This is a genomic window from Shewanella sp. SM23 (assembly GCF_025654295.1).
GTDB classification, from domain to species: Bacteria; Pseudomonadota; Gammaproteobacteria; order Enterobacterales; family Shewanellaceae; genus Shewanella; species Shewanella oncorhynchi.
Map to the genome: position 1 here is coordinate 214,965 of NZ_JAKKRM010000007.1, position 11,843 is coordinate 226,807.

13 protein-coding genes, 1 tRNA gene and 1 rRNA gene are annotated in these 11,843 nt (G+C 47.4%); 8 read left to right on the top strand and 7 right to left on the bottom strand.

The annotated features are described in order from the left end of the window. Positions 1–219 precede the first annotated feature (219 nt). A complete protein-coding gene (locus L5L98_RS11500; RefSeq protein ID WP_263140880.1) occupies positions 220–2,121 on the bottom strand; it encodes a sigma-54-dependent Fis family transcriptional regulator in 1,902 nt (633 codons plus the stop codon). Between the two features lie 381 nt (positions 2,122–2,502). Between L5L98_RS11500 and L5L98_RS11505 the strand changes: the two genes are divergently transcribed. After that, entirely contained in the window at positions 2,503–4,023 is a 1,521-nt protein-coding gene (locus tag L5L98_RS11505) for an aldehyde dehydrogenase family protein (protein WP_263140883.1), read from the top strand. Between the two features lie 166 nt (positions 4,024–4,189). Here L5L98_RS11505 and L5L98_RS11510 read toward each other — a convergent pair whose 3' ends face one another. Continuing rightward, complete coding sequence (locus L5L98_RS11510; RefSeq protein WP_263140884.1) at positions 4,190–4,693, bottom strand: hypothetical protein; 504 nt, start codon at positions 4,691–4,693, stop codon at positions 4,190–4,192. 83 nt (positions 4,694–4,776) lie between these two features. Then, positions 4,777–5,241: a DUF2809 domain-containing protein gene (locus tag L5L98_RS11515; protein WP_263140885.1), complete on the bottom strand. Its 465-nt coding sequence runs from the start codon at positions 5,239–5,241 to the stop codon at positions 4,777–4,779. Between the two features lie 216 nt (positions 5,242–5,457). On the opposite strand from L5L98_RS11515, the gene L5L98_RS11520 reads away from it, so the two are divergent. The 7 genes from L5L98_RS11520 (at position 5,458) to L5L98_RS11550 (ending at position 10,017) form a co-directional block, all read left to right on the top strand. Continuing rightward, on the top strand, positions 5,458–6,045 hold the full coding sequence (locus L5L98_RS11520; RefSeq protein ID WP_263140886.1) for a cytochrome b/b6 domain-containing protein: 588 nt from the start codon (positions 5,458–5,460) through the stop codon (positions 6,043–6,045). Positions 6,046–6,098: 53 nt separating this feature from the next. Continuing rightward, entirely contained in the window at positions 6,099–6,545 is a 447-nt protein-coding gene (locus L5L98_RS11525) for a DUF1924 domain-containing protein (protein ID WP_263140888.1), read from the top strand. Between the two features lie 102 nt (positions 6,546–6,647). Then, the gene (locus L5L98_RS11530; RefSeq protein ID WP_263140889.1) at positions 6,648–7,211 is read left to right on the top strand and encodes a diheme cytochrome c; all 564 of its coding nucleotides are present in this window, start codon (positions 6,648–6,650) and stop codon (positions 7,209–7,211) included. Beyond that, complete coding sequence (locus L5L98_RS11535; protein WP_011787607.1) at positions 7,204–7,470, top strand: PepSY domain-containing protein; 267 nt, start codon at positions 7,204–7,206, stop codon at positions 7,468–7,470. Before L5L98_RS11530 ends, L5L98_RS11535 begins: the two co-directional genes overlap by 8 nt. Continuing rightward, on the top strand, positions 7,470–8,129 hold the full coding sequence (locus tag L5L98_RS11540; RefSeq protein ID WP_263140891.1) for a response regulator transcription factor: 660 nt from the start codon (positions 7,470–7,472) through the stop codon (positions 8,127–8,129). Before L5L98_RS11535 ends, L5L98_RS11540 begins: the two co-directional genes overlap by 1 nt. 4 nt (positions 8,130–8,133) lie before the next feature. Next, positions 8,134–9,450, top strand: a complete 1,317-nt coding sequence (locus tag L5L98_RS11545; RefSeq protein WP_263140894.1) for a sensor histidine kinase — start codon at positions 8,134–8,136, stop codon at positions 9,448–9,450. A 99-nt stretch (positions 9,451–9,549) separates the two neighbouring features. After that, entirely contained in the window at positions 9,550–10,017 is a 468-nt protein-coding gene (locus tag L5L98_RS11550) for a GNAT family N-acetyltransferase (protein WP_263140895.1), read from the top strand. A 105-nt stretch (positions 10,018–10,122) separates the two neighbouring features. Here L5L98_RS11550 and L5L98_RS11555 read toward each other — a convergent pair whose 3' ends face one another. The 4 genes from L5L98_RS11555 to rrf form a co-directional block, all read right to left on the bottom strand. Beyond that, entirely contained in the window at positions 10,123–10,332 is a 210-nt protein-coding gene (locus L5L98_RS11555) for a hypothetical protein (RefSeq protein WP_105251048.1), read from the bottom strand. Positions 10,333–10,741: 409 nt separating this feature from the next. Beyond that, on the bottom strand, positions 10,742–11,254 hold the full coding sequence (locus L5L98_RS11560; RefSeq protein ID WP_063885021.1) for a DUF1993 family protein: 513 nt from the start codon (positions 11,252–11,254) through the stop codon (positions 10,742–10,744). A 379-nt stretch (positions 11,255–11,633) separates the two neighbouring features. Then, a tRNA-Asp gene (locus tag L5L98_RS11565) sits at positions 11,634–11,710 on the bottom strand. Positions 11,711–11,746: 36 nt separating this feature from the next. Further along, a 5S ribosomal RNA gene (gene rrf, locus L5L98_RS11570) occupies positions 11,747–11,843 on the bottom strand; the annotation flags it as partial.

Genomic DNA, 11,843 nt, shown 5'->3' on the forward strand with positions numbered 1-11,843 from the left:
TTTGTAATTAGAAGAAACGATCTTTATCGATTATACGAATCAATAAAACCTATTAGACATAAATTGGCAACAACAAAAAGTCACATTGTCAGATACTGAAGCTAGAGATTGTGGACTAAAACCTCTCGGTTTTAGTCTATTGCGAAGTGGATAAACGTGGGGTGATTAAGAGATATTTAGCGATTGATTGAGCTTCACAACAAGAGCCGTAAGCTAGCATTAATCCTTAAGCCCCATCTGTTTTAATCGCCGGTACAAGGCATTACGGCTGATCCCTAAACGCTTAGCGCATTGGCTCACATTGCCATTACAGGCCTGAAATGCCTGCAGCACATTGCTATAAATCGCCTCATTTAGGGAATCCGATTGAACCTTTGTGACATTCGGCTCCACAGCGAACTTACCACTTTGCAGCTGTGATGCTGAATGTTGACGGCTTACCTCCTTAAATTCTTCAAATAAGGGGGCTGCTTGTAACAGGCCTACTTTTAACGGCTCGCATGTGAGTTTGGCCGCCAGATAATCAGGTAAATGCTGCCAAGTTAAAGTGTCATCGCCTTCAGCCATCAAGCAAGCGACTTGCATGAGGTTATCCAGCTCACGCAAATTCCCCGGCCAGTCGTATTGCATCATTTGCCCTAACAGTTCTGGGCAGATATCCTGCGCGGCGATACGATGTTTACGATGCAATTTATGGATAATACGCTCGATATCCTGCCGCTCACGCAGCGCAGGTAAACGTACTTGCAGACCATTCAATCGATAGAATAAATCCTGCCGAAACAGCCCTTGAGTCACCTGTTGTTCTAAATCCATATGGGTTGCGGCAATGATTTGGATATCGACTTTAAAGCTTTGATTACTGCCAACGGGTACCACTTCGCGCTCTTGCAATACTCTGAGTAAACGACTCTGGGCCGCCAGCGGCATTTCACCAATCTCATCTAAAAACAAAAAGCCGCCGTGGGCTTGGCGAATTTTACCGATAAATCCAGTGCGGTTTGCCCCAGTAAAAGCGCCAGCCTGATAACCAAAAAGTTCAGATTCGACTAATTCAGCGGGCAATGCGGCGCAGTTCACTGTCACTAAGGGCCCGGTGCGACGCGCACTTTGGGCGTGGAGTTTTTTAACAAACTGCTCTTTACCGACGCCAGTTTCACCAAGCACTAACAGCGGAATTTGCTTGGTGATCACCTTATTGGCATGTTGCCAAGCGCGTTCTAATAGAGGATCGCGAAACCGAACCCCCAATTGATTGAGCGATTTATTGCTAATCGCAACTCGACCCTTAGCGCTGGGAATATTTAAGGATTGAGTCTGTAAATGCAAAGCTAAATGTTGATTAAAGCCACCCGCACGGCTCCAATTATCGCCTAAGTACTGTTCGACGGCATCGCCCACCTTGGCATGATTAAGCAATTGTTTCGCCATGGGATTACAACCCACGATGCGACCATCACTATCGGCAATCACTATGCCCTGCCAACCCGAATTCAACAGATTTGGCTGCGCCGCTAAATCGATTCGATAATGACTATCGGGCAGATGGCACAAAAGCGCGGTCTCGACCTGCTGCGCCAAACTGGACACTAACATCAGCGTCTGCTGGGTGTGCCTTTGCTGCTCGCTGGTGATATCAATCACCCCGAGCATCTCACCTTGGGGGGAAAATATAGGGCAAGCAGTGCAACTCATAAAACGATTCTGGCGAATAAAATGTTGCTCACCCACTACAGATACGGCTTGTTTGGCGGTAAGTGCCGTCCCTATCGCATTGGTGCCCTTGTGCTGCTCAAGCCAATTCACCCCAATATCCAGAGCTACATTCGCCAGTTTTGTGGAGTAACGGCTCACGCCCCAATGCCTGAGCACATAACCCTCGGCATCGCTGAGCAAGAGTCGGCTATTAGAATGCGCCATCAACTGATTGAACAAGGGCAAGGCATGAGATTGTACTAATGCTATGAGCATCTGATATTGCTCATGTTTCTGCTTTAGTTCGCAGGCATCGAGCCTTAGCTCCTGGGGTAACTGAAATTCTGACAAGCCAGCGCCAATGCTGCGCTGCCACGAATCGGCCAACCACGCCTGTGTCGATGGTAAATGCGGTTTAACTGTCATAGCCGTGCTACCCCGAGCTGTGTTCCGTTTCGGCACAATTGCTGTGTGCCACTCAATGACAAAGTAACCACTGGACACACTTCTCTCCCTGAGTGCCCATACTTATTCAAATCTGCAAAATTAGCTTTTCATCATACTGTTAGCACAACAAGTGTACAACTCCTGCCAGTTTGGCACTCTCCTTGCGATGCACCCTTGGTATGCAAGCCTAAGGTGTTGCATAAGAGAACACTAAGCCAATCAATAGGATTGGCTTAAAGCAAAACGAAAAATATTTAAAAAGGCATCCAGTAGAGATGCATCAACAAGACTCCCTTGCTGAAGCCAAGAGCGTAAAAATCGCCAACGCCCAGCATGCCATCCACAAGAAGGAATGATTCTATGATTTATGCTCAACCCGGAACCGCAGGCGCAATCGTTAACTTCAAAGAAAAATACGCCAACTTTATCGGCGGAAAATGGGTCGCCCCAGTCAATGGCAAATACTTCGACAATCGCTCCCCCGTGAATGGCCAAAACTTTTGCCAAATCCCGCGATCCGATGCACAAGATATTGAATTAGCGTTAGATGCCGCCCACGCAGCCAAAGAAGCATGGGGTAAAACCTCAGTCACTGAGCGCTCAAACCTGTTACTGCGCATTGCCGATCGCGTCGAGCAAAATCTCGAATACTTAGCCGTTGCCGAAACCTGGGAAAACGGTAAAGCGGTGCGTGAAACCTTAAATGCTGACTTGCCCTTATTCGTCGACCACTTCCGCTACTTTGCAGGTTGTATCCGCGCACAGGAAGGCAGCGCTGCCGATATCGACGGCAACACAGTCAGCTATCACTTTCCAGAGCCTTTAGGCGTGGTCGGCCAGATCATTCCTTGGAACTTTCCGCTCTTAATGGCAGCATGGAAAATCGCCCCTGCGCTGGCGGCGGGTAACTGTGTGGTACTCAAACCTGCGGAGCAGACACCGGTCTCGATTCTGGTCTTGCTCGAGCTGATTGAAGACCTATTACCCGCGGGTATTCTTAACGTAGTCAACGGCTTTGGCGCCGAAGCAGGACAAGATTTGGCCACCAGCAAACGCATCGCTAAATTGGCCTTTACGGGCTCCACCGAAATTGGTTATCACATTTTAAAATGTGCCGCCGAATCCTTAATTCCATCGACCGTTGAGCTTGGCGGTAAGTCGCCTAACGTGTTTTTTGCCGATGTGATGGACCATGAGGACGAATATTTAAATAAAGCCGTCGAAGGTATGTTGTTGGCCTTCTTTAACCAAGGTGAAGTCTGTACTTGCCCATCTCGGGTGCTAGTCCAAGAATCGATTTTTGATCGCTTTATCGAAAAAGTGCTCGCCCGTGCGCAAACCATTAAGCAAGGCGATCCCTTGGATACCGACACTCAAGTTGGCGCTCAAGCCTCTAAAGAGCAATTCGATAAAATCTTAAGTTACTTAGCCATAGGTAAGGCTGAAGGTGCAGAAGTACTATTGGGCGGCACACTTTGCCAACTCGATGGCGGTCAAAGCGAAGGTTATTACATCAGCCCGACGATTATGAAAGGCCACAATAAGATGCGTATCTTCCAAGAGGAGATCTTCGGCCCCGTGATTTCGGTCACCACTTTCAAAGATGAAGCCGAAGCCTTAGCGATCGCGAACGATACTGAGTACGGCCTAGGTGCTGGTGTGTGGACACGGGACATGAATACGGCTCAACGTATGGGACGTGGCATTCAAGCTGGCCGCGTTTGGATTAACTGTTACCATGCCTATCCTGCCCATGCCGCCTTTGGTGGTTACAAAAAATCCGGCATCGGCCGCGAAACCCATAAGATGATGCTCAACCACTATCAAAATACCAAGAATCTCTTGGTGAGTTACGATGTTAATCCTTTAGGTTTCTTCTAAGGTTTTTGGGGCTCAAACAAGCTGATGTGAGGAAGCTTTTATTAGGTTTTTAAACGTCTTTGCAAGCAAGCTTATAAAACTTTCCGCATGAGTAATCGATACAAGTGATAAACATGAAAGGGCGAATAGCCCTTTCTTTTTTAACTGAATTTAATTCAAACCTCACTCAGTTTATATTATCAATCCGCGCTAAACGCTGGGCTAATTCAGCAAGAGAGGAGGCTGTTTGTGGATCGCTTTGGGGATCGATAACTTCAACCAGTTTAAGTTTTGGCTGAAAAGGTAACCAAGAACTGCCCGTTGTCATCACTAAATCCAGCACAAACTGACCGTAATAGTGCAATCTCAGCCGGTTATCCGTCATAGGCCAATGGGCATAAAGCAGAAAAGAATCGTACATTTGCGCCAAAGAGGTTGTCGCAATTAGCTTAAACCCTTCATCAAGCAGACTAAACTCGGTCGATTCTTCGAAGGGACAATCGAAAGAAGTGATGACCAAATACCCCAAGGTTTTATTGGATAAAACGCAGCGATATTGGCCTTCAATCACTAGGCCTGCAATAAAAGTGTGAGTAGGTTGGCCATTAAAATACAGAGGCATTTTCAGTGGATTAAGCTCAAGTCCATTAGTACGTGCTGTTAGCAGTGAAAATGCCGTTATCGGTTGCATCCTTTACCCCACTTATCTGCCTACCTATCTCGCATTCCTATCCGCGAAAACACATGTCACGCGGCTCTTGCGGATTCAAATCACTAGGGCTGGCGGCTTTTCCAATAACAACCCAATAAGATCAAGTAACCGACAAAATATGCCACGAGATCGAGTGGATCAAAATGGCTACCTATCACTATCCGCGCCAAGCGATTTCCGCCCAAGCCTAACTTGTCGACTAAACCCCAATACTGGCCAAACTCGATAGCAAAGGCAAACAGCAATACCGCAAACGCCAGCCAAGGAGTTTGAAATAAGCGCTTAATACCCTCGCCGGTGTTTTTTGCTGCGGTATTTTCTACTGGATGGGTAAAAGGAACGACAGCACACGCCATGCAAAACAGCAAGATCACCACCAATACATCGCCCACAAAACCACGGATAAAACCCGCAGGCGCATATAAAGCGATTAAGACTTCAGTCAAAAATAATAAAACGGCATAAATAAAAAAGGATTTACGACTCGGATTGCGGCTGATGAAAGCGCGAATAACGGCGGTAGACATAGATAAGTTAGTCCCTTCACTCGGTTGAGGTGGCAGAATTTACCGTAATACCAAGAGGTTAACAAGCGAGCTTCCGTTGATATTTAAGACTCGTCACCCGAGCAAGCGCGCAACCTAACCCCACCAACTCACTGAATGTTCGCGCCTCAAAATTTAAGCGAGGTTTAAGTTTGGGTTAAGTAGCCTACACCTAAACCAACTTAGGAGCGTCACACCATGTCATCAAACACACTGCAAACCATCAAAGTCTGGGACCTGTTGATCCGCATATTCCATTGGTCACTCGTCGGCTTTTTTACCTTAGCCTACCTCACTGAAGGCGAAGGCGAGTGGATGACCATCCACAGTTACGCAGGTTATAGCATCTTAATTTTACTGGTGTTTCGCCTGCTGTGGGGCATTGTGGGTACCCACAATGCGCGCTTTAGCAACTTTATCACTCGCCCTAAAGAAGTACTGATGTACCTCAAAGGGCTCATCACAGGCAAAGCCAAAGACTACATAGGCCATAACCCCGCAGGGGCAATGATGATAGCGGCCTTGATTGCCAGCATAGCCATCACGGGATTCTCAGGCATGGCCCTCTACGCCACCGACGGACATGGCCCATTAGCCACAAGCTTTTTCGCCACTTTGCCCGAAGGCCCCATAAAAGAAGTCCATGAATTCTTTGCCAACTTCACAGTGTTCCTTGTGGTCATCCACGTTGGCGGCGTCATCGTCAGCAGCCTATTGCACAAAGAAAACTTAGTCAGAGCTATGGTCACGGGCAAGAAACAACGCCCAGTGGAACAAGAAGATTAATCCATTAGCCATTTTGCTTAGCAATAAGACATCCAGCCCAAAAGGAATGCCCTATGAACAGATTAACCAGACACACGAATAAAAGTCGCCTTGCCATTGCCGCGATTTCCACCTTGCTGCTGACTAGCCTTAGCGTTAGCGCCGCCAACATTAAAGTGCAAAGCCTACCACTGAGCGCAGAGCGCATTGGCACGCAACTGCAAAGCTATCAAGCCCAAGGCGCAGGACCCTTTAGCGCCGCCGCAGGACAAAAGCTTTGGCTACAGGACATGGACGGCCGCAGCTGCGCCAGTTGCCATACAGCCAAAGTCACCGACATGGGGATGCACCAAAATACCCGTAAACCCATTGACCCTATGGCGCCATCGATTACCGCAGATCGGTTAACCGACTCAGCCAAAATTGAGAAATGGTTTACCCGTAACTGTAACTGGACCTTTAAACGCGACTGCACGCCACAGGAAAAAGGCGATGCCTTACTCTGGTTAAGCCTGCAATAACCGCCAAATGTCGACCATATTACTCATTCAATAACTCATTTAATTAGATCGATTAATTTCAATACCTTCCACAGAAGGTAACGACACAAAAAGGAAGATGTCATGACTCAACAAGCACACCCTATTAGCTGGCTCCTCGGCTCATCACTCACAGCCGCGGCATTGGCCATTGGCGTTATCGGTGTCAGCCTAACCTTAACTGGCACAGGCTATGCGGACGATGGCCGCGAGCTCAGCCGCGCCATTCCACAGAATGCGGAATACACGGCAGAATGTGGCAGCTGCCACATGGCTTATCCCGCGAACTTACTCCCCGCCGACAAGTGGCGCGCCATTACCGCAGATCTTGAGAACCACTTTGGTGACAACGCCAGCGTAGATCCTCAAGTCACTGCTAGAATTGAGGAATATCTAGTTCAACATGCAGCGCAAAATGGTAAGGTGATGAAAAACAGCACGCCGCGGCTCGCGGGCATGGGGCCGCAAAAGATCACAGAACAGGCATTTTTTATTCGCAAACACGATGAGATCCCAAGGCGAATGGTGCAAGATAACCCAAAAGTCGGTTCATTCAGTCAATGTAGCAATTGTCACAACCTCGCAGAGAAGGGCATATTCGATGAAGATACCGTTAATATTCCTGGCTTTGGCCGTTGGGATGATTAGCAGCCCAAGCACTGATGCCCACGACGATGATCTTTCCAGCAAGGTGGTCGAGTGGGTTAAGGAGGGCAAGGTTTTACCCTTCGACACCATAATGCAACGCTACGAATCACGCCTACAGGGACGGCTGCTGGACTTAGAAGTCGAGCAGAAACATGGTCGTATCATCTACGAGCTCGAAATCCTCCGCGATGATGGCATAGTGTATGAAATCAAGATTGACGCCAAAACCGGTGAGTGGCTAAAGGAAAAGGTCGACTGATGCGTTTGCTATTGATTGAAGATGATACCGATCTGGTCGCGCGTCTCATTCCCGCCCTCAACAAGGCGGGTTATACCGTCGAGCACGCCGATAATGGTATCGACGGTGCCTTTTTAGGCGAAGAAGAAAACTTCGAAGCCGTGATCCTCGATCTCGGCTTACCCGGCAAACCCGGTTTAGAAGTCCTCGGCCAATGGCGACAAAAAGGCTTAGCCATGCCAGTGCTGATCCTCACCGCCCGCGATGCGTGGCATGAGCGGGTCGACGGCCTCAAGGCGGGTGCGGATGATTACCTCGGCAAGCCTTTTCACATTGAAGAACTACTCGCAAGGCTCGAAGTGTTGATCCGCCGCCACTTTGGCCGTGCCGACAATGTGTTGCAGCATGCAGGCGTCTCCCTCGATGTCGACAAACAGGCGGTCACCAATGTTAATGGTGAAGTGATAGAGCTGACTAAGATTGAATATCGTCTGCTGCATTACTTAATGGTCAATCCCAGCAAGATCGTCTCTAAGTCAGAACTCAGTGAACGCATTTACGAAGAAGATCAAATCAAAGACAGCAATGTCATCGAAGTGTACGTCAACCGCCTGCGCCAACGCTTAGGCAAGGATTATATCGAAACCCGCCGCGGCCAAGGTTATCGACTCAAGGAGTAAAGGCGTGTATTCACTCAAGGGTTATCTGACGCGCAATCTGCTGATCACGCTCACCTTTGCCATGGTGCTGTTATTATATTTTCTGTACCAAGGTATCCAAATATTAACCCAAGACTTTGTTGCCTCTCGATTGCAACACGATGCCGACAGCCTGATCTCCGCCCTGAATCACAATCCCGATGGCACTTGGGCGCTCACCTCCGACCGTTTGCCCAATGTGTACCACAGGGTTAATTCTGGGCATTATTTTGCGATTCAAATCGGCGAGCAAACTCTGCGTTCACGCTCCCTATTCGACCATAACGTAAACATGCTTAAGCTGACCTCTGGTGAACAACACCAAGCCACTGAGTTTGTCGGCAAAGAACATTGGCTGATGTTCAGTCAGGCCGTTATCAAAGATGATCAGTTAGTTATCCTGTGGGTGACAGAAGACATCAGCGAGATCGAACAAACCCAAGTGCAGTTTTTAGCCTTTGCCAGCGCAGCCGTGTTGCTCACGATTGTTATTCTATTAATAGCACAGTATCAATTACTTAAACGCGGTTTTAAACCCTTAGAGCAGATGCCAGAAGCTATCCGGCAAATGCGCACCCAAGGGCAAGAAATCAATCCTGACCAAGTACCAAGCGAGATAGTCCCACTGATCGAAGAGATAGATCGTTTAGTCAATCAATTGGGCCAGCGAGTACAACGCTCCCGTAATGCCTTGGGTAACTTAGCCCACGAAATGAAACGTCCGTTACAAGGGCTGCAGTCCTACCTAGAAAGCCTTCAACCAGAACAGCGGAGTGAGGGCGGCAAGGTGCTCGCAAACCTGCACCACATCATCGAGAGAGAGCTTAAGCGCACTAAGATTGTCGGCCTGTCCACTCCAGGGCGTTATACTGTCCTCGATGACGACCTAGCGCCACTGATTCAAGTGATGCAGCGCATTTACCCAGACCGCATTATTCATAGCCATTACACGAGCGGCTTAGTGATGCCGTTTGATCGGGATGACTTACTCGAACTCTTAGGCAACTTGCTGGATAATGCCTGCAAGCATGGTAGCAAAAATATTGAGATCCATATCAGTCAGCAGAACGTGCCAACCACAGGCTATGGGATAGAAGTGAGTGATGATGGCGAAGGCGTCTCCGATGCCGCGCTGTCCGTTATCATTGAGCGCGGCATTCGGCTAGATGAAAGCATCCAGGGCCATGGTTTAGGATTATCTATCTGCAAAGATATCGTCGACAGTTATCAAGGCGAACTCGGTTTTAGCCATGCGAAACAAGGCGGGCTTAAAGCCAGCGTATTTCTGCCGATCCCGAATTAAGCGGTATACTCACTCGGCCTATGACCACTAAGTTCATGCAAGCCAATAGAGGGTATAATTTGCCCATTCCCCCTTTCAGCAATCAGTCTAGAGATTTATATGAAAGTTATCGACCTAAAATCGGCCCCGCAACACATTCCACAATTGGCGGAGTGGCATCATCAAGCATGGGCACATTTGAGTTCTGCGAATGCTTCAGTCACTACGTTGATTGAGGAAATGAACGAGTATTTAACTGACGCCGCCATCCCCAAGATGTTTATCTGCGAACAGGCAAATCAAGTGATGGGATCATCTTCATTAATCGTCGCCGATATGGACAGCCGAACCGACTTAAGTCCTTGGCTCGCCAATGTGTATGTTAATCCACACTATCGAAATAAAGGCTTAGGGAAATTATTAGTCAATGCCGTCGTTGATTATGCCAAAGCACTCGGATTACAAAAAATATATTTGTTTACCGCAGACAAAGCAGACTTTTATCAGACACTTGGTTGGTCAAAGATTTCACGGGAAGATTATATGGGCGAGATGGTCACGATAATGGAATATAAATTTAAGAAGTGAATGTTTAAGGAGAGTGAGCAAGCCTCACGACGGGCGTCGTGAAGCTGTACATGCTGGCTAAATATCTAGATGTGATATCTAATACTTAGCGACAAGCCAAAGGCTTTAGTCAATTTCAATATCCACACCGAAACGATTGGATAGTTGGCGTTGCTCGTGCAGAATTTCAATTCGGCGGCGAGTGTCTTGGGTCAACTTGTCTTTGAGACGCAAACCACTGGTAATGGCGGCTTTTTTGGCTTTCTTGCTCTTCATCGGTAAATCAGTTGTCGTTGCATCAGTAGGACTCTCGACGGCTTGAGATTCGATAGACATAGCTAACTCCTTTAATTAGAACCTTAAATAGGCTCTTCCAGTAAATCCCTGCTCTAGACGAAAAAACAGGTCATCTATAATGAGTCAATTCGCCATTCACTATTTAAGTAACAGATAATTTGGCGACTCATAGACTTACGGTCCATATCATTCATCTAAGCCAACAAGATTAAATACATGCTGATAGGATGAAGACGATCGAGACATAAGGTCGAAATGAAAAACTGAGTATTGATTGACTTCATCGACGCAACAGAACCCTAACGAGTCCTAAATTTCACGGCGACAAAGCGGCATAACATAGGTAGAGAAAGAACAGGTAGTAATGCAGAAAGGTTGGTAAGCTCGAGCGGCAAAGCGCTGCTGCGCAACAATTAGGCTACGCAACAGTACTACATCTAGCCTAGATTTACGACTTATATGGCATAGCGCCGAGGTAATCTTTCTTGCCAATTTCAACACCGTTGTGGCGCAAAATCGCGTAGGCTGTTGTTACATGGAAGTAAATGTTCGGAATAGCGTGCTCAATGGCGAACTCATAACCTGTAAGATATTTTCCTTCCCATCGTGGTTGTGAGACATGGATCGTGGCCGCATTAGCAAAATCATCCGCTTTAAACGTCGCTAAATAATCCAAAACCGAGCTAATACGCGCTTGCAACTCAGCCAGCGTCGTCTCGCTATCATCATGCTTTGGTACTGTATCTAAGTTATCAGTCAAACGTGCTACGCCAATTTTGGCAGTATCGCAGGCAATTTGAACTTGGCGAATAAGATTGAATTGATCCGGCGCTAAACGTGAGTTTAATAGCACCGCCATATCAACTTTCTTGAGGTTTGCGAAGCATTCGCCTTTTTCAAGAATAACGCTTAAATTTTTCAGCATCTTGCTAAATTGTACAACCGTTAAATCATAAAGCATGGCATAGACCTCATTGATGGACGCTACAAAACTGCAGCACTTAAGACGATCTTGGGGCAAATTACTCAATTTCAATCATTCTTGGAATTTAAGTATCTGCTTAATAATAAATACTTCAATATAAACGATATTAAGTCAATTAGGACGAGAAAAAAATAGACGTTACCAGTAGGGATAGAGCGTCAGCTACAAGCCAAGAGATTAAAATTATCTCGGACTGATCCGAATAACAATAACGTACACTCGTAGGAATTGGGATGGCCGACTATGACGATAACCACATGCTTCGAGCCCGAAGCATGTGCGTCACTGACACGAATTATCCGCGACGCCATAACGAAAAAAGCCTCATCTTTCGATGAGGCTTATCTCTTAATGTTGGCGGAGCGGACGGGACTCGAACCCGCGACCCCCGGCGTGACAGGCCGGTATTCTAACCAACTGAACTACCGCTCCTTTAGCTTAACGTTTACACGTTAACCTAAATTAGGCGCTTGGCGATGACCTACTCTCACATGGGGAGACCCCACACTACCATCGGCGCGTTTGCGTTTCACTTCTGAGTTCGGGATGGGATCAGGTGGTTCCA

Excerpts from the sequence above, each read along its gene's own strand:
- L5L98_RS11555 (WP_105251048.1), bottom strand. The coding sequence starts at position 10,332 with ATGTCTATCGAATCTCAAGCCGTCGAGAGTCCTACTGATGCAACGACA.
- L5L98_RS11525 (WP_263140888.1), top strand. The coding sequence starts at position 6,099 with ATGAACAGATTAACCAGACACACGAATAAAAGTCGCCTTGCCATTGCC.
- L5L98_RS11515 (WP_263140885.1), bottom strand. The coding sequence starts at position 5,241 with ATGTCTACCGCCGTTATTCGCGCTTTCATCAGCCGCAATCCGAGTCGT.
- L5L98_RS11530 (WP_263140889.1), top strand. The coding sequence starts at position 6,648 with ATGACTCAACAAGCACACCCTATTAGCTGGCTCCTCGGCTCATCACTC.
- L5L98_RS11540 (WP_263140891.1), top strand. The coding sequence starts at position 7,470 with ATGCGTTTGCTATTGATTGAAGATGATACCGATCTGGTCGCGCGTCTC.
- L5L98_RS11505 (WP_263140883.1), top strand. The coding sequence starts at position 2,503 with ATGATTTATGCTCAACCCGGAACCGCAGGCGCAATCGTTAACTTCAAA.
- L5L98_RS11560 (WP_063885021.1), bottom strand. The coding sequence starts at position 11,254 with ATGCTTTATGATTTAACGGTTGTACAATTTAGCAAGATGCTGAAAAAT.
- L5L98_RS11510 (WP_263140884.1), bottom strand. The coding sequence starts at position 4,693 with ATGCAACCGATAACGGCATTTTCACTGCTAACAGCACGTACTAATGGA.
- L5L98_RS11520 (WP_263140886.1), top strand. The coding sequence starts at position 5,458 with ATGTCATCAAACACACTGCAAACCATCAAAGTCTGGGACCTGTTGATC.
- L5L98_RS11550 (WP_263140895.1), top strand. The coding sequence starts at position 9,550 with ATGAAAGTTATCGACCTAAAATCGGCCCCGCAACACATTCCACAATTG.
- L5L98_RS11500 (WP_263140880.1), bottom strand. The coding sequence starts at position 2,121 with ATGACAGTTAAACCGCATTTACCATCGACACAGGCGTGGTTGGCCGAT.
- L5L98_RS11535 (WP_011787607.1), top strand. The coding sequence starts at position 7,204 with ATGATTAGCAGCCCAAGCACTGATGCCCACGACGATGATCTTTCCAGC.